Here is a 17,520-nt window from a genome sequence, read left to right on the forward strand (position 1 = left end):
TCCACCGAAACGGGCTGGTCGTCACCCGTGGGACGCGGGCCGATCTGTTCGTCCGCCCACAGCGGAGACGCGACTGACCCCCCGATGGCGTGCCAAGCGCCCCGCGCTCGCAATGCCGAACCCGCGCCGGCGAACCCAGCGAGTGGCCGTGCCACGATGCCGGGCTGGCATGGGGCCTCTCAGCGTGAGGCGGGCGGTTGGGATGCGCCTAGCTCGCTGTAGCCCCGCAGCTGGCGCACGGTGGCCAGGTCTGGGTCACGCCGCGCACGCCGCAAGCGCTCTCGGCACACGATGCAGCCTGCACCAGCGCGTGCGTGCAGGTCGCGCAGCAGCTCCAGCGCGCGCTCGCCATCGCCCAGCTTCGCGAGCGCGCAAGCCAGATTGTAGCGCACGTTCGCGTCTGCCGGGGCGACCGCGAGCAGACGCACCCAGAGCTGCATGGCCCCCGCATAGTCGCGTGCCCGATGCATGGCCAACGCGGCGCGGTTGTAGCGTGCGACGGTGGTCGCGCTCGAGGCCTCGTCGAACGGCGAGACCGCCCCCGACGTGGCGATGGCGAGCGACGCGACCGGGCGCTCACTCACGAAGCGCGCGGCGTCGAGGCCCTCGACGGCAGCTGGACGCACCTCGGTGGGGAAGTGGCCCATTCCGGGGGCGCTGTTGAAGCCGTGCACGAGCACGACGAGGTTCGCTCCGCCGGGCGACACGGCCACGTGCACCTCGACGGCGTCGGGGGGCGGAATGGCTATCTCCGCGTCTTCGTCCTCGCCCTCCTCCTCCACCCGCTCGGGCGCGCCCAACGTCAAGTCCATCACCATGACCTGCTCGAACCCCGACGCGGTGCGCACCTCGACCACCAGTGTGTGGGAGTGCCCGCCGAACTCGTCGTCGTCGTCGTCGTCGTCCGAGCCGGCAGTGCCTGCCTGCGTGGGCGGCTCGTACCGCGCCAGCGTGGCGCGGATGTCCGTGGGCGCGAGGTAGCGCGCGGCGTGAGGAAAGAACCTGCGCCGCGGGTGGCTCGCGCCGCTGGGCTCACCGAAGTCCTCCGCGTAGGTCCAGTCGTCGCAGCGGCGAGCGCGGTTCGCCTCGCTCGCGTGGAGGTCGAAGCAGCGCACCGGTGAGGTGCTCCGGGCCCGCCACACCTCCAGGCGGTCGAGCGCCTCGCAGGCCTCGGCGCCATGACGCTCCAGCAGCGCGGCGTCCGTGTCCGTGAACCCCAAGACGTCGGCGCGGTCGCCACCGTCGCAACACGCGCAAGCGCTCGCCTCGGTGGGAAGGGCCAACGAGAGCACGCCCGCGAGGATCTGGCCCAAGAGGATGACGCGTGGGAGTGCGAACGAGGACATCAAGCGGAGACGCTATCACTACAGCGCCAGCAGTCGGCGCCCGATGGGCGCCATGGCGCTCGCGCGCGCATGTCGCGATGCCGCCTGCCGTGCTGGTCGTCAGCCCCCCGCTTCAGGGGCTTCGGGGGGGTCTCACGGCGTCGTCACGCTCGGGCTCAGCGCGACCGGAACGCCGAGAGGTCCATGATGGTGGTGCGGGTGGCCGACATCTCCGCCACGCCGCCCGACACGATGAAGGCCATGAAGGCGCCTGCGTCCGCGTCGATGAAGTGCACTCGCTGGCGCGGCACGAGGATCAGGTTGCCCGCGAAGTTGTACGACTGTGGGAGGTAGACGGCGACGAAGCCGGTGAGCACGGGGTCGTCGAACTGCTCGCACGTGACGAAGCCCAAGGTGCGGATGGAACCGTCGGGCACGAGGTCCACGACGATGGGCTGATCGAAGCTCTTGCGGTCGCCGACCAACGCGTTGAGCAGGTCCTTGATCGCGGTGTACACCACCTTCACGATCGGGATCTTCTCGATCAGGTGGTCGACCGCGAGCCCGAGGCCGCGCCCGCGCCGGGTGCTACCGAGCATGCCCACCAGCGTGATGAACACGCAGAACACCACGAAGCCGAGCCCTGGAATCGGCAGGGGCGCGAAGCCGTCCAGCATTCGTACGATCGTCCACAGCAGCGCAGCGGTGGAGAGCAAGGGCAGCACGGCCAGCAGCCCGCGCGCGAAGGAGCGGCTCAGCCGCTGCGTAGCGGTGGGCTTTTTGATCCTGACGTTCTTCGTCACTGTGGCCATGGGTGTAGGTGTAGCAGCGAAACCTCGCGGGGGGTCCTCGATGGTCGCGTCGGCCCGTCTCGAAGGTGCTCGCCCGAGAGACATGACGTATACCCGGCCGGTGCACCCCGATCCCGACATGCACCGCGTGCTCCTCGCCGCCTCGCGCGTGACGCTCAGCGAGCCCGTGCGCGGCTACGAGATGGGCCAAGACGGCTGCCTGCCCTTCTCCGGCTTCGCGCGCTACTTCGAGCACATGCGCTGGGAGCTGGGGCGCCGTGGGCACCTGGCCGACCCGCAGATGCCGAAGCGCGGCGTGGTGCGCGCGCAGACCCACCGCTACCTGGGGGAGCTGCGTTTCCCGAACACGTGGACGGGCCGCACGCACTTGATCCAGGTAGGCGGGTCCAGCCTGCACTACGGGCACGAGATCACGCGCGGCGACGGCCAGGTCGTGGTCCGGGCGCGCACGGTCATCGTGCTGCTGGATGGGTCCAACCGGCCCGCCGCGGCCCCGGGCTACCTGCGCGACTACGTGGACGGAACGCTCGAAGCGCCCACCCCACTCACGCTGCCCGAGCCCGCCTGGACGGGCACGCCCACCTACACGGTGCACGTGCGGCTCAGTGACCAAGACTCGTTCGGGCACGTGAACCAGGCGCGCTACCTCGACTTCGCGGACGACGCGCGTCGCAGCGCCGGGCTCGGGCGGCTGCTCGGCGTGAGCCTGTCCTACGAGCGCGAGACGCTCGCCGGCGACACGCTCGTGATCGAGCTGGGATCCGGGAGCCCGGCCGAAGGGCACTCCCTCCCCGCAGCGCGGCACGCGTTCCGCATGGTGCGCACCGGCGACGGCGTGGTGGTCCACCGCGGCGTGCTCGAGGTGGCCGTGGAGCGCGCGGAGTGACCGAGCCCATCACCGACTGGTACGTGTACGTGCTGGTCAGCCAGACAGGGCAGCGCACCTACGTGGGCATCAGCACCGACCCGGACCGCCGCCTGCTGCAGCACAACGGCGAGCGCCCAGGCGGGGCCCGCAGCACGCGCGCGGGCCGGCCATGGCAACACGCCCGCCTGCATGGCCCGTTCGAGACCCGCGGCGAGGCCCTGCGCATCGAGCGCGCGCTCAAGCAGCGGCGGGGCCCGGCGCGCCTGCTCCCGCTGCCCTCCGCGCAAAATTCTTCGCTGACAGAACTACTCTGATAACCTAATAGGCCGTGTGGGTAAGCCAACGAGCCTTGGATGGAAGCGCCCTGCCGCACAGGCTCGCGCGGACGATGTTGCAGGGCCTTCTGGCCGTGCTGCTAGCGGTGCCCCCCTCGCCGGCCAGCGCCCAGCGCACCGTCTCGCCAGCCGAGGCGCAGCGCGCGGCCACCCCGGCTACTCCCGACAACATCGTGGTCGAAGCCTTCACGGGCATCTCCGCCAGCAACACGCATGATTTCCTGGTGGCGGGGCTCTCGGACCACCCCCTCTTCCGTCTGGTGGACCAGGACGCCGTGCGCACCCGCGGCCGCGAGCTGTTCGACACCACGCGCCTCTCGGCAGAGCAGTACGCTGCCCTGGCGCGTGACCAAGACATCCGCGCGTTCCTGTCGGGGCGCATCGCGCGGCGAAGCGGGCGCTACGTCCTGACGGTCACCGTCCGCAGCGGCGAGACCGGCGAGGTGGTGGGCCAAGCCGAGTGGCGCGTGACCCGCCCGTCCGGCTTCTCGGTGCTGGAGCTCGAGGCCTATGCACAGCTCACCGGCCCGCTCGAGCTGGCCTGGTCCCCGGCGCGCTCTCGGGGCCCCAGCGACGACGAGCAGCCCCCCGAGCCGCCGCCCGTGCTGGAAGAAGAGGTCCCGCCTGCCGTGGACCCCGACGTGATGGCAGACGACGACGACCCGCGCCGCACCTACGAGATGCGCCGCATGGACGCGTTCCGCATGGAGCTGCTGGTGAGCACCCTGCGCCGCAACCTGGACGCCACCGCCGAGGTGGACCCTGCCTTGCGTGGCGGCGTGGCTGGCTCGGCGCCCATCATCGAGCCGCGCGGCTTCTCGAGTAGCGGTCTCGGCGGCCTCGAGCTGGGCCTGCGCCTCGAGTTCTACCCGGGCGCGCTCTTGGCCGACCAGGACCGCCTCGGCTTCTTCGGCTTCTACCTGGCGTATCGCAGCAGCCTGGGCCTGCGCACCACCTTCGACGGCTGCCCGCTCAACAGCGCCCCGCGCTGCACGGACGAGGACGGTGTCGTTTCGCTGAGCACGCGCACCACGGACCTCGACATGGGGATCCGGCTTCGGCACCGCTTCGGCAGGTGGCGTCACTCGCCCACCATCATGGCGGACATCGGCTACGGCATGTTCAGCTACTCGTTCGACGCCGACGGGCTGCAGCAGGTGCGCGCAGACCAAATCCTGCCGCCCATGCGCTATCGCCAGCTGCACCTGGGCACCGGCCTCGAGGTGGGCATCATCCCCGTGTACCTGAGCTTCGTGGGGCGCTTCCACTACCGCCTCGGCACGCAGATCGGCGACGACGCGCTGGCGATCTGGGGGCAGGAGACCTACAGCATCCGCGGCGTGCGCATCTTGGGCGAGCTGCGCACCGAGATGCCGTACATCGCGCCCGGCATGTACTTGGGGCTGGGCGCCGAGTTCTTCCGCTTCCAGACGGTCTTCCGCGGCCAGACGGCGTGCGCCGACCCCGACGCAGCTGGTGGCTGTGCGCCCGGTGAACTGTGGGAGCCGTGGCCCACCCTGCCCAGCAGCATGGGCGGCGCGCCGCGCGTCTCGGGGGGCCTGCGCGATGCGGTGCAGGACAGCTACTTCCGCATCAACCTGACCGTGGGCTACGCGTTCCGCTGAAGGCCCGAGCGCGAGGTCCCACCCTCACGCTACGCTGCGGCCGTGACCACCATCCTGCACGTCGACATGGACGCGTTCTACGCGTCGGTCGAGCAGCGCGACGACCCCAGCCTGCGCGGCAAGCCGCTGATCGTGGGCGGCGGCGGCAGGCGCGGCGTGGTGACCGCGGCGTCGTACGAAGTGCGCCCCTTCGGGGTGCGTTCGGCCATGTCCATGGTGGAGGCCATGCAGCGCTGCCCGCACGCCGTGGTGGTGCCCCCACGCATGGGCCGCTACGTGGAGGTGAGCGCGCAGGTCTTCGCCATCTTCGGGCGCTACACACCCATCATCGAGGGCCTCTCCCTAGACGAGGCCTTCCTGGACGTCACGGGCAGCGAGCGCCTGTTCGGCAGCGGCGAGGTCATCGCCGAACGTATCCGCCGCGAGATCCACACAGAGCTCGGGCTGACGGCCAGCGCGGGCGTGGCGCCCAACAAGTTCCTGGCCAAGCTCGCCAGCGACATGAACAAGCCCAACGGCGTGACCGTGGTGCCGCGCGACCCGGCCGCCATCCGCGCGTTCCTGGCCCCGATGCCCATCGAGCGCATGTGGGGCGTGGGCAAGGTCTCGGCGGTCAAGCTGCGCGCCGCGGGCTTCCAGTGCTTCCGCGACTTCACCACGGCGGATGACGCGCGCCTGCAGGCCCTGCTGGGCAACAGCGGCCCGCACTACAAGCAGCTGGCGCTGGGCATCGACGACCGCGCGGTAGAGCCCGAGCGCGAGGCCAAGACGGTGGGCGCCGAGCACACGTTCGAGACCGACATCCGCCAACCGGACGACCTGCACACGCCCATCCTCGAGCAGTGCGCCCGGGTGGCCAGCCGGCTCACGCGTGCGGGCCTGTACGCCACCGTGCTCACCCTGAAGGTGAAGTACGGTGACCACACGCTGCGCTCGCGGCAGCAGCAGCTGGACTCCCCGGCGCGCGACACCGACACGCTCTACCAGGCCGCCAAGGCGCTGTTGGGGCGCTTCGAGCACCTCGAGCGGGGGGTGCGGTTGACCGGAATCAGCGCCGGAGGCCTGACCGGCGATCCGGCCACCCCGCTCTTCGGCGACCCTGCGCGTGAAAAACGTGAACGCCTCGAGTCGGTCAGCGCCGCCCTGCGGGAGCGCTTCGGGGAACGAGCCATCGAGCGCGCCAGGCTGGTGGATCAGCGTGCGCCGCGGGGGTTCGAGGGGGTCAGCCGCGAGATGGTGCCGGTGCGCAGAGACCCCGACGAGACCTGAGGACGTGACTTGCCGAAGAGGACCGAGTATAGGACCCTCGATCTGGGCCTGAATCGGAGTACACGACCGCGATGAACACGCGCCACACCAAGTTCATCTTCGTCACTGGCGGAGTTGTGAGCTCCATCGGCAAGGGCCTCACGGCCGCGTCGATGGGTGCCCTCATGGAGGCGCGCGGCTTGCGCGTGACCAACATGAAGCTCGACCCGTACATCAACGTGGACCCGGGCACCATGTCTCCGTACCAGCACGGCGAGGTCTTCGTGACCGACGACGGCGCGGAAACAGACCTCGATCTCGGCCACTACGAGCGCTTCACGTCGGCCACCATGCGCCGCGCCAACAACTTCACCACGGGCCGCATCTACGACGCGGTCATCCAGAAGGAGCGGCGCGGCGAGTACCTGGGGGCCACCATCCAGGTCATCCCGCACATCACGGACGAGATCAAAGCCCGCGTGCGCGAGGCCACCAGCAACGTGGACGTGGCCATCGTGGAGGTGGGCGGCACCGTGGGCGACATCGAGTCGCTGCCCTTCCTCGAGGCCGTGCGCCAGATCAAGGTGGAGGAGGGGCCGCAGAACGCCATCTCCGTGCACGTCACGCTCATCCCGTACATCAAAGCCGCGGGCGAGCTCAAGACCAAGCCCACCCAGCACTCCGTGAAAGAGCTGCTGGGCCTCGGCATCCAGCCCGAGATGCTCATCTGCCGCGTGGAGCAGGAAGACCTGCCGCAGGGCCTGCGCAACAAGATCGCCCACTTCTGCAACGTGCCGGTCGCCTCCGTCATCGCCGCGCCCGACGTGAAGAACATCTACGAGCTGCCCATCGTCCTGCACGCCCAGAAGCTGGACAAGCAGCTGTGCGAGCGCCTCAACATCTGGACGCGCGAGCCGGACCTCAGCGCCTGGAAGCGCATCTCGGACGCGGTCGTGGCGCCCGAGCACGGCAGCGTGTCCATCGCGGTGGTCGGCAAGTACGTGCATCTGCGCGACAGCTACAAGTCGCTGCACGAGTCGCTGGTGCACGGCGGCATCGCCAACGACGTGAAGGTGGACCTCACCTACATCGACAGCGAAGAGCTGGAGTCGGGAGACATCGCCGCGCGCCTGTCCAAGCACCACGGCCTCTTGGTCCCAGGTGGCTTCGGCGACCGCGGCACCGAGGGGAAGATCCGCGCCATCCAGTATGCCCGCGAGAACGGCGTGCCCTTCTTCGGCATCTGCCTCGGCATGCAAATGGCCGTCGTGGAATACGCCCGCAACATCTGCGGCCTCACCGGCGCCAACAGCGCGGAGTTCAACCCCGACGCGCAGTACCTGGTGGTGGACATCATGCCCGACCAGCGCGGCGTGAAGGACAAGGGCGCCACCATGCGGCTCGGGGCGTACCCCTGCACGCTCACCCCGGGCTCCATCGCGGCCAGCATCTATGGCAGCGAAGAGATCACCGAGCGCCACCGCCACCGCTACGAGGTGAACAACCAGCACCGCGAGAAGCTGCTGGCGGACGGCCTGGTGCTCAGCGGCCTCTCGCCGGACAAGCACCTGGTGGAGATGGTGGAGCTGCCCAACCACCCGCACTTCGTGGGCTGCCAGTTCCACCCCGAGTTCAAGAGCAAGCCGCTCAAGCCGCACCCGCTCTTCACACGCTTCGTGGGGGCTGCGGTCAAGCAGCGCGACACGCACGAGGGCGCCCGCACGGGGTCGTCGCCCAGCGCCAGCGTCGAGGCCTGAGGGCCGGCCGGGGTGTAGCAAACGCGAGCCTTTCTCGGGGTGGCTTATGCCTCCATACTTCGCACGCCATCGCGGTGTCGACGGCTCGAGCGCTCATGGCCACCCGACGACAACAGCTCCTGCGCGGCGCCGCCATCAGCGCACCGGCCCTCCTGGCCGCGGTGGCGTGGTTCGGCGTGGCGCCGGGGGTGGTGCGGCAGCGGGCCGAGGCGGCGCTAGAGGAACGGCTGGGCGTGGAGGTCACGGTGGAAGGGGCCTCGCTGCGCCTGCGGGGCGTGGTGCTCAGCGACATCCGGCTGCGCAGCGCGAGCGGCGGCCTGGACGTGCAGCTGGACGCCGTGGGGGTGCGCGGCCAGCTGTTCGGGCTGGCAACGCGCGGGGCGGCCGCCGTGGAGTACGTGCAGGTGCGCGGCGCACGCATCGCCGTGGACTCGTCGCGCGGCGACCTGCGGGCCGTCCTGTCGCGCGCGCTGCGACGAAGGCCGGCGAGTGGCTCGGACGACACCGCCCAGGAGGATGGTGACGCCAGTGCGCGCCGCAGCCCCATCTTGGAGGCCCGCAACGCGGACATCACCTGGCGCGACGAGCACGGCCTCTTGATGCGCACGAGCCAAGCCGACGTGCGCCTGGACGGCCCCCGTCTCGAGCTGGGCGCCACGCGGCTCGAAGGTGACCCCGACCTCGCGGCGGACTCCGTGCTGCTGGGCGCGCGTGCGCGCTTCTACCGCGGACACGCCGGGTGGACCCTGGCCGACGCCGAGGTGAGCGGCGGCCAGATCGTGTGGGAGGACGCGTCGCTCGGCGAGCAGCCCAACGCCGAGCGCTACCTGGACCGCGTGCGCGCCGCGCTGGCCACGCTCCTGCCGCCGCCAGCTCCCGAGACCGACGCCGCCCCGGTCGAGGACGATGGCATGCGTGGCTGGTTCGCGCGCCTGGCCCCGGACGTGCGCCTGGTGATCCGCGACGTGGACCTCGAGACCCACGGCCTCGGCCGCCCGGCCGTGCGCATCGATCACCTGGACGCCGAGTTCCTGGCCGAGGACGACGGCTGGTTCCGGCTGCGCGGCAACGGCGAGCCGTCGGGCGAAGGCTCGCTCGAGTGGAACGTGCGCGTGTCCCCCGAGGAGCTGCGGGGCGAGGGCCACGCCAACTTCGAGGGCATCAGCCTGGCGCTGGTGGCGCCGCTCCTGCCCGACATGCCCTGGTACGAGGCCGACCGCGCGCGCGTATCGGGACACCTGCGCATGGCCGCCGAGAGCACCGCGCGCATCTCCCTCGAGGGCGACATCGCGCTCACGGACGCGGCCGTGTCGTCGCCGCGCATCGCGCCGGTGCCGGTCTTCGACATCAACCTCGCAGCCGACGGAAGCGCGTACTTCATGCCGCTCGAGCGCCGGCTGGAGGTCACGCGCGCCACCCTGAAGGTGGGCGAGGCCGAGCTGCGCGTGGGAGGCAGCCTCGAGCTGGGCACCGACCACTACGCCGTGGACGTGCGCGCGTCGATGAACGCCACCCCCTGCGACACGGTGCTGCGCGCCGTGCCGGAGGACCTGCTGGGTGAGCTGCGGGGCTTCTCGTTCAGCGGCGACATTGGCGGCGTCGCGTCGCTGCGCATCGACTCGCGCGACCTGGACGCCACGGCCCTGCGCGTGGAGGTGTCGGACGGCTGCACGTTCCTCTCGGTCCCGGGCCTCGCGGACCTGCGTCGCGTGCAGGTTCCCTTCCGGCACGAGGTGCAAGAGCCCAACGGCGAGGTCTTCAGCATGACCACCGGCCCCGGCACGGCCAACTGGGTGAGCATCCACGCCATGAGCCCCTACTTCATCCACGCGGTGCTGGCGCACGAGGACTCGGGGTTCTTCAACCACAGCGGCTTCTCCATCCTCAGCGTGGAGCGCGCGCTGGTGCGCAACCTGCGCGAGGGGCGCTTCGTGCTGGGGGCCAGCACCATCAGCATGCAGCTGGCCAAGAACCTCTTCCTCAACCGCGAGAAGACGCTGGCGCGCAAGGTCCAGGAGGCGCTGCTCACGTGGTGGCTCGAGACCGCCATGACCAAGAAGAAGCTGCTCGAGCTGTACCTCAACATCATCGAGTACGGCCCCAGCGTGTACGGGGTGCGCCACGCGGCGCGGCACTACTTCGGGCGCGACGCCGACGAGCTGAGCCCGGCCGAGGGCGCCTTCCTGGCCACCGTGCTGCCCGCCCCGCGCCGCATGCACAACCAGTACACCCAGGGGCGCCTCGGCCCCGTCACGCGCACCCGCATGGCCAGCCTGCTCCGCCACATGGCCGAGCGCGGGCGCCTCGATCAAGCCGCGCTCGACTACGGCCTCGACGAGCTCTCGCGCTTTCGCTTCCGCGGCCGTGGCGGCCCGCCCGAGCACCGCGACATCCCCGGCAGCGCCGGGCGCCTGCCCTTCTCCACGGTGGTCACCAGCGACGAAGACTGGGACAGCTGGGAAGAGGCTGGCGCGGAGACGGGCGGCGGGAGCGACCAGGACGACCTCGGCGACTATTGATCACACAGCCGATTCGCCTTGCTGCAAGGCACTATGGGCACCCCGGACTGAAGTCCGGGGCAGCATCCCTGGCCTGGATCAATGGCGGAAGTCGTTCAATGTCGGATGTGTCTCGAGTTCCGCGTCATCCACGCCTTTGCGCTCAACCGTTCTCCTGCTTGGAACTGCCCAGTCCGGGCCCGTTAGGGGCTGGACTTCCGCGCCTGTCAGGGCGGGGGATGCTGCCCCGGCTTTCAAGCCGGGGTGCCAATGCCCCTTGAAACAGGCCCGATTCATGCTCACCAGAGCCTGCCAAGACTTGTGATGAATCATCAGGCTTGAGCCGTGGTGCCCATGACTCCGGCGCCAACTCACCACGCGAGCCCCTCGCTGCCCACGCTGCGCTGGGGCGGCACCAGCGGCCCCGCACCGCCGCGATGCCGGCACTCGCGCCTCGGCGGTTTTGGCCGTATGCGTCCCCCACCCCCCCGGAGACCCACGCATGACCACCGCCGCCGCCATCGACACCAGCGAGATCGACCTCTTCCGCGCGAACGCACGCAAGTACCTCGAGAAGGAGGTGCTCCCCCACTATGACCGCTGGGAGAAGGACGGCATCTTCCCGCGCTCGCTCTGGACGTCCCTCGGCGAGAACGGCTTCCTGTGCGTGGACGTGCCGGAGGAGTATGGCGGCGCGGGGTCGGTCTTCCGGCTGTCCGCGGTGGTCGTCGAGGAGCTGTCGCGGCTCGGGTTCGGCGCGCTGGCGTCGAACGTCTCGGTCCACAGCGACATCGTGGCGCCCTATGTCTTGCACCTGGGGTCCGCGGCGCAGAAGGAGCGCTGGCTGCCGAAGATGGTCACGGGCGAGGCCGTGGGTGCCATCGCCATGACCGAGCCCGGCGCGGGCTCCGACCTCCAGGCCATGAAGATGAAGGCCGAGATGAAGGGCGACACGTACGTCCTCGACGGTGCCAAGACCTTCATCACCAACGGCCAGCACTGCGACCTGGTGGTGATGGCGGCCAAGACCGACCCCGCCGCGGGCGGCAAGGGCATCACGCTCTTCACCGTGGACTGCACGCTGCCGGGCTTCACGCGCGGCCGGAACCTCGAGAAGATCGGCCACCACGCGGCGGACACGTCGGAGCTCTTCCTCGAGGGCGTGACGGTGCCCGCGGGCGAGGTGCTCGGTGGCCTCGGCAAGGGCTTCGCGAACCTCATGAACGAGCTGCCGCGCGAGCGCTTGATCCTCGCCATCGGCGCGCTGGCCGCCTGCGAGGGCACCATCGCGCGCACCATCGCCTACGTGAAGGAGCGCACGGCCTTCGGGCAGCCCATCGCGGCGTTCCAGAACACGCGCTTCAAGCTGGCGGAGCTCGAGGCGCAGGTGCGCGTGAACAAGGCGTACATCGAGGCCTGCAAGGACCGGTACGACCGCGGCGAGCTCACCGCCGTGGACGCCTCCGTGGCGAAGCTCACGACCACCGAGCTGCAGGGCAAGGTCGCGGACGAGTGCCTCCAGCTCTTCGGCGGGTACGGCTACACCACCGAGTACCCGGTCTCACGGGACTTCGTGGACGCACGCATCCAGCGCATCTATGGCGGCACGAGCGAGATCATGAAAGAGATCATCGCCCGCGACATCCTCGGGCGCTGAGCGCGCGTCCGCTGAGCAGAGCGCCCTACTCTTCGTCGCTCTCGGCGTTGCGCAGCTTCTCCAGCACCCCGGCGTCCTCGAGCGTGGTCACGTCGCCCACCTCGGTGTCGCCGGCGGCCAGGCGCGCCAGCAGGCGCCGCATGATCTTGCCGCTGCGCGTCTTGGGCAGCATGTCGGCCCAGATCACGGCGTCGGGCCGCGCGAACTTGCCGATGTCGTCGCTCACCTTGTCGATGAGCGCGGTGCGGAGCTCCTCGGTGGCGGTGACGCCTCCCTTGAGCGTGACGAAGGCCACGAGCGCCTGCCCCTTGAGCGCGTCGGGGCGGCCCACCACGGCGGCTTCGGCCACGGCTTCGTGCGCCACCAGCACGCTCTCCACCTCGGCGGTGCCCAGGCGATGCCCGGCCACGTTCACCACGTCGTCCACGCGGCCCATCACCCAGAAGTAGCCGTCCTCGTCGCGGCGCGCGCCGTCGCCCGTGAAGTACTTGCCTTCGAAGCGCGAGAAGTAGGTGGCCTGAAAGCGCGCGTCGTCGCCCCAGATGGTGCGCAGCATGCTGGGCCAGGGGCGCTCGATGACCAAGAGGCCGCCCTCGTTGGGGCCAGCCTCGTCGCCGTTGTCCCGGAGCACCTTCGGCACCACGCCGAAGAACGGCAGGCAGCACGAGCCCGGCTTGGCGGCCACGGCGCCGGGCAGCGGGGTCATCATGATCGCGCCGGTCTCGGTCTGCCACCACGTGTCCACGATGGGGCAGCGCTCGCCGCCGATGACCTCGCGGTACCACATCCAGGCCTCCGGGTTGATGGGCTCGCCCACGGTGCCCAGCAGGCGCAGCGTGCTCAGGTCGTGGCGCTGCGGGTGCTCGTCGCCCCACTTGATGAAGGCACGGATGGCCGTGGGCGCCGTGTAGAGAATGCTCACCTTGTGGCGCGCGATGATGTCCCACAGGCGGTCGGGGCCCGGGTGGTTGGGCGCACCCTCGTACATCATCACCGTCGCGCCGTTGCAGAGCGGCCCGTACACCACGTAGCTGTGGCCCGTCACCCAGCCCACGTCGGCCGTGCACCAGTACACGTCGTCGTCGCGCAGGTCGAACACGTGCTTGGTGGTGAGCGCCGCGCCCACCATGTAGCCGCCCGTGGTGTGCAGCACGCCCTTGGGCTTCCCGGTGGTGCCCGACGTGTAGAGGATGAACAGCGGGTGCTCGGAGTCGAGCGCAGGCGCCTCGTGGGTGGGGGCTTCGCCGGCCACGAGCTGGCGCCAGTCGTGCTCGCGCTCACCGAGAACCACGGGCTCGGCCATGCGCTGCAGCACCACCACGTGCTGCACGCTGGGCACATCCACGAGGGCCTTGTCCACCTGGGCCTTGAGCGGCACGCGCGCGCCGCGGCGCCACGCGGAGTCTTGCGTGAGCACCACCTTGGCGCCCGCGTCGTTGAGCCGGTCGCGGATGGCCTCGGCCGCAAAGCCGCCAAAGATGACGGTGTGCACCGCGCCGAGGCGCGCGCAGGCCAGCATGCCGATGGCGGCCTCGGGCACCATGCCCATGTAGATGCCCACGCGGTCGCCTTCCACCACGCCCAGCTTGGTGAGCGCGTTGGCCATGCGACAGACCTCGGCGTGCAGCTCGCGGTAGGTGTAGCGCACCACGTCGCCCGGCTCGCCCTCGAAGATGACGGCCGTGGCGTCGGCGCGCGGCCCCGCGAGGTGCCGGTCGAGGCAGTTGTAGGCCAGGTTGGTGGTGCCGCCCACGAACCACTTGGCGTGCGGCGGCTGCCAGTCCAGCACCTGCTGGTGCGGCGTGAACCAGTGGAAGGCGCGGGCCTGCTCGTCCCAGAACGCGTCCGGCTCGTTCACGCTGCGCGCGTAGAGCGCGTCATAGGCCTCACGCGAGCCGATACCGGCGCGGGCGGCGAACTCGGCCGGCGGAGGGAAGACGCGCGTCTCGGTGGAGACGCTCTTGATGCTGGAACTGCCGGTGTCGCTCATGCGCGGCATGAGACCACATCGGTGCTGCGCTGAGAACCGCGAGGCGCACCCCGACCAAGGCAGTTGGGCACCCACCGCTTCAGCCTGATGATTCAACACATCTTGCTGGGGGACCAATTCGCCTTGCTGCAAGGCACTATGGGCACCCCGGACTGAAGTCCGGGGCAGCATCCCGGGCCTGGAGCGCCTGCGGAAGTCCGCCCCCTAACGGGCGCGGACTGCGTCGTTCAAGGTCGGATGTGTCTCGAGTTCAGCGTCATCCACTGCTTGGATCTCGACCGTTCTCCTGCTTGGAACGGCCTAGTCCGGGCCCGTTAGGGGCTGGACTTCCGCGCCTGTCAGGGCGGGGGATGCTGCCCCGGCTTTCAAGCCGGGGTGCCAATGCCGCTTGAAACAGGCCCGATTCATACTGACCAGAGCCTGCCAAGACTTGTGTTGAATCATCAGGCTGAAGCGGTGGGTGCCCAATGTGCATTGAAATAGGCAGGATCGCTACCCATGCATCAGCGGAGCGGCAAGTCGCGGCGCCGCGCGAGGAACAGCTCGGGGCTGGCCACCGTGGCGGGCAGGGAGCCGTGAAACCGCGCAGCGGCCTCGAGCGCCTGGGCCAGCGCCTCGTGTTGACCGCCAGACGCATCGCGCGTGAGCAGCGTGGCCAGCAGCGCCAGCGCGTCCTGGCTGCGGCCGGCCAGCTGCAGCGCCGAGGCACCCGGGATGATCCACTCGAGCGCCAGGCTGTCAGCAGGCACGCTCGTGACGCACGCCACCCAGCAGCGCGCGGCAGCCCCGGCATCGCGCGCTTGCTGATAGGCGCGGGCCGCCTGGGCGAAGGCGCTGGCCGCCTGCTCGCTGCGGCCGGCCGTGGCCAGCGACGCCGCCGCGCGCTCCTGCGCGTGGCCTAGCGACTCGGGCGCACGCTCACTCACGCGCTCCGCGTCCAGCAGCGCGGCCTCGGCCACGCGCAGCTGGGGAAGGTCCATGACGAAGGGCCGCACGCGCTCGAGCCACGCGCGCGCACGCGCCGGCGACTGGCGAGCCAAGTCGGGGATGGCGTCGGCGATGAGTGCTGCCTGCTGGGCCGCTGGCAAAGGGGACGCCAGCAGCGCGTTGAGGAGCGCAGGATCACGCGAGCCCGCACGCGAGCGCAGCGCGAGGCCCAGCACGCGAGCAGCCACGTTGGGGCTGCGGCCGGCGCTGCCCAGCGCGCGCAGGGCAAGCTGCGTGATGTCGGTGTCCACGTCGGTCACGTCACCCGCCAGCTCGCAGACGCAGAGCAGCTCGGCGAGCGTGAGCGCGGCGTCGGCTCGCATGAGCGGCGACGGGTCGAGCGCCGCGTAGGTGTCGAAGAGTCGCTTCGCGTGGGCGAGGTCGAGGGGCGCGGAGAGCGCCTGGTCCAGCACCTCGGCCAGGCGGTGCCGAGCCTGCTCGTGGGGACGAACACCGTCCGAGCCACCGGCCTCCGTTGGCCCGACCGCGCGCTCGGCGCTGGGTGCCGCGCCTTCGGGGAGCGCTTCCTGCGCCAGCAGCGTGAGCGTGGTCCCGTGGCGCTCGCCCCCGTCGCACCACCGCAGGGAGCCCGCGAGCCCGCGTGTGCGCGGCACGCGCCAGCCTGCGGCCAGCAGACCACCCGCGAGCAGGGCCTCGAGCGCGTGGTCGATGGTCAGCGTGAGGCGCTGCTCGTGCTCGTCCACGCTCACGTGCAGCGGCGTGCCACGCGCGGCGAGCGTCCACTCCAGCGGGCGCAGGGCCGCGCCGCAGCTGGCGGCGAGCCCCTCGCGAGGCAGCGTGCTGGCGAAGCGCTCGAGCCTCAGCGCGAGCACGCCCGCGTCGAGCACGCCGCGCACCTCGCAGTCCACCGGACCGTCCTCGAGCCACAGCGTGGCGCCGAACGCGCCGGTCGCTGGCAGGGCCCCCGCGTGAAGACCCACGGGCAGCCCGAGCGCGCGGAGCGCCTGCTCGAGCGCACGCACCGACAGCGACAGGCTGGCAGCCACCGCGTGCGTGCGCCGGTCGCGCAGCGCGAGCGCACCGGCGCGCAGGTCGAGTGGGCCACCCAACTCGCCCGCCACCAGCTCGAGGGCATCGAGCGAACCGAGCGGCAGCGGCAACGGGGCACGCGTGCGCAGGCGTGCCTCACCGCGCCGCAGCGTCATGTCGAAGCGCGGCACGGGCCGCTCCGGGAGGCCCGCGCTCACGACTCCGCGCGGTAGACCGGCGACTCGATGCGCCGAGGCGGCGGCACCTGCGCGCGCAACTTCTTCCAGGCGTCGCCCAGCGCGCCCTCGGCGGCCTTGCGCGCGCCCGCCAGCTCGGCGTCCGGGGTGCCCACGGCCGAGGCCTGATCGCACACCACAGCGGCCGCCAGCATCCAGCCACGCTCCACGAAGCAGCGCGCGAGCAGCGGCAGCGTGTCACGCTCACGCGCGCCCAGCGCGATGGCGCGGCGCAAGAAGCCGATGGCCTGCCCCGAGCGGCCACGCTCCACGTACGACTGCCCCAGGCGGCGGAAGAGGTCGCCCGCGGCCGGGCCGTCCTGCCCCCACTGAATGCCCAGGCGCATGACGTCCTCGGCCCAGTCGTGCCGGTTGGTCTCGGCGTAGGCCGTGCCCAGCAGCGCCAGGCTGCGAGCCAGCGTGGCGCGCACCTCGGGGGCCAGCGACTGCCCCTCGGCCGTGCGCAGCAGGAGCGAGAGCGGGCTGGGCCAAGGGCCCAACAGCTCCACCGTCTTCTCCCAGTCGCCATCGGCGTTGGCGCGCTCGGCCTTGGGGATGACGTTCAGGTCGATGGCGAACGGCGACTGCGGCCGTGCCGCCTGCGCAGATGCACGCACTCGGTCGCGCACCAGGTCGTGGAGCTCCGAGAGCGGCACCTCGTCACGCGCGCCGCCCAGGTCGATGAGCAGGGCTGGAGGCTTTCCCCCGCCCACACGCAGCTCGCGCAGACCCAGCCCGAAGAGCGGCGCCAGCAACACGAAGCGGCCACCCAAGAACCCCTGCAGGTCCTCGGGCGTGGGCGCTGGGGGCAGCGAGTCTGGCACGGGCTCCTCGGCCAGCATGGTGGCCGCCACGCGCCGCCGGAACTCCCCGAGGGCCAGACGGTGCTCTTGCTGGTCGTCCAGCATGAAGTCCACCAGCGAAGCGTCTTGCGAGCGCTGGTCGATGCTCACGGCCGTGATGCGCACCCCCGCGATGACCGAGTACGCCAGGAACTGCTTGCCGATGGCATCGCAGAGCTGGCGAAACGAAGGAGAACTCTCACCGAGCTTGTCGAACCAGCCGTCGGCGCTGACGGCGGTGAGGGGGTAGTGGCGGCGGTCGTTCATGAGGCGCGCCCAGCGGGCGAGAGTCGGTGAGGATCTCAGGTGGCGGGGGGAGCGTCAAGCGGGGCGACCGGCAGCGAGGCGGC

Annotated in this window: 12 protein-coding genes; 7 read left to right on the forward strand and 5 right to left on the reverse strand. The window is 70.9% G+C overall.

Features of this window, described 5'->3' with window-relative positions; translation table 11 throughout:
* Positions 1-179: 179 nt before the first annotated feature.
* Entirely contained in the window at positions 180-1,346 is a 1,167-nt protein-coding gene (locus tag IPI43_00080) for a tetratricopeptide repeat protein (protein ID MBK7772526.1), read from the reverse strand.
* Positions 1,347-1,501: 155 nt separating this feature from the next.
* Positions 1,502-2,137, reverse strand: a complete 636-nt coding sequence (locus IPI43_00085) for a DUF502 domain-containing protein (protein ID MBK7772527.1) — start codon at positions 2,135-2,137, stop codon at positions 1,502-1,504.
* A 100-nt stretch (positions 2,138-2,237) separates the two neighbouring features.
* Between IPI43_00085 and IPI43_00090 the strand changes: the two genes are divergently transcribed.
* The 7 genes from IPI43_00090 to IPI43_00120 all read left to right on the forward strand — a co-directional run bounded on the left by IPI43_00090 (position 2,238) and on the right by IPI43_00120 (position 12,125).
* Positions 2,238-3,023 carry a hypothetical protein gene (locus IPI43_00090; protein ID MBK7772528.1) on the forward strand — a complete coding sequence of 262 codons (786 nt, stop codon included), beginning with the start codon at positions 2,238-2,240 and terminating at the stop codon, positions 3,021-3,023.
* Positions 3,024-3,031: 8 nt separating this feature from the next.
* Entirely contained in the window at positions 3,032-3,319 is a 288-nt protein-coding gene (locus IPI43_00095; protein MBK7772529.1) for a GIY-YIG nuclease family protein, read from the forward strand.
* 74 nt (positions 3,320-3,393) lie between these two features.
* Positions 3,394-4,965: a hypothetical protein gene (locus IPI43_00100; GenBank protein ID MBK7772530.1), complete on the forward strand. Its 1,572-nt coding sequence runs from the start codon at positions 3,394-3,396 to the stop codon at positions 4,963-4,965.
* Between the two features lie 42 nt (positions 4,966-5,007).
* Positions 5,008-6,234 (forward strand): DNA polymerase IV, encoded by a 1,227-nt coding sequence (dinB, locus tag IPI43_00105; protein MBK7772531.1) that lies wholly within the window; start codon positions 5,008-5,010, stop codon positions 6,232-6,234.
* A gap of 71 nt (positions 6,235-6,305) precedes the next feature.
* Complete coding sequence (locus IPI43_00110) at positions 6,306-7,970, forward strand: CTP synthase (GenBank protein MBK7772532.1); 1,665 nt, start codon at positions 6,306-6,308, stop codon at positions 7,968-7,970.
* 95 nt (positions 7,971-8,065) lie between these two features.
* The gene (locus IPI43_00115; protein ID MBK7772533.1) at positions 8,066-10,489 is read left to right on the forward strand and encodes a transglycosylase domain-containing protein; all 2,424 of its coding nucleotides are present in this window, start codon (positions 8,066-8,068) and stop codon (positions 10,487-10,489) included.
* Between the two features lie 481 nt (positions 10,490-10,970).
* Entirely contained in the window at positions 10,971-12,125 is a 1,155-nt protein-coding gene (locus IPI43_00120; protein MBK7772534.1) for an acyl-CoA dehydrogenase family protein, read from the forward strand.
* Between the two features lie 25 nt (positions 12,126-12,150).
* Here the strand turns inward: IPI43_00120 and acs are convergent, their stop codons facing one another.
* The 3 genes from acs to IPI43_00135 form a co-directional block, all read right to left on the reverse strand.
* Positions 12,151-14,115: an acetate--CoA ligase gene (gene acs, locus IPI43_00125; protein MBK7772535.1), complete on the reverse strand. Its 1,965-nt coding sequence runs from the start codon at positions 14,113-14,115 to the stop codon at positions 12,151-12,153.
* 503 nt (positions 14,116-14,618) lie between these two features.
* The gene (locus IPI43_00130; protein ID MBK7772536.1) at positions 14,619-16,310 is read right to left on the reverse strand and encodes a hypothetical protein; all 1,692 of its coding nucleotides are present in this window, start codon (positions 16,308-16,310) and stop codon (positions 14,619-14,621) included.
* The gene (locus IPI43_00135) at positions 16,307-17,437 is read right to left on the reverse strand and encodes a hypothetical protein (protein ID MBK7772537.1); all 1,131 of its coding nucleotides are present in this window, start codon (positions 17,435-17,437) and stop codon (positions 16,307-16,309) included. The genes IPI43_00130 and IPI43_00135 overlap by 4 nt, the downstream gene beginning before the upstream one ends.
* Positions 17,438-17,520: the final 83 nt, after the last annotated feature.

Source organism: Sandaracinaceae bacterium (assembly GCA_016706685.1).
In the GTDB taxonomy this organism is placed as follows: domain Bacteria; phylum Myxococcota_A; class Polyangia; order Polyangiales; family Houyiibacteriaceae; genus JADJJE01.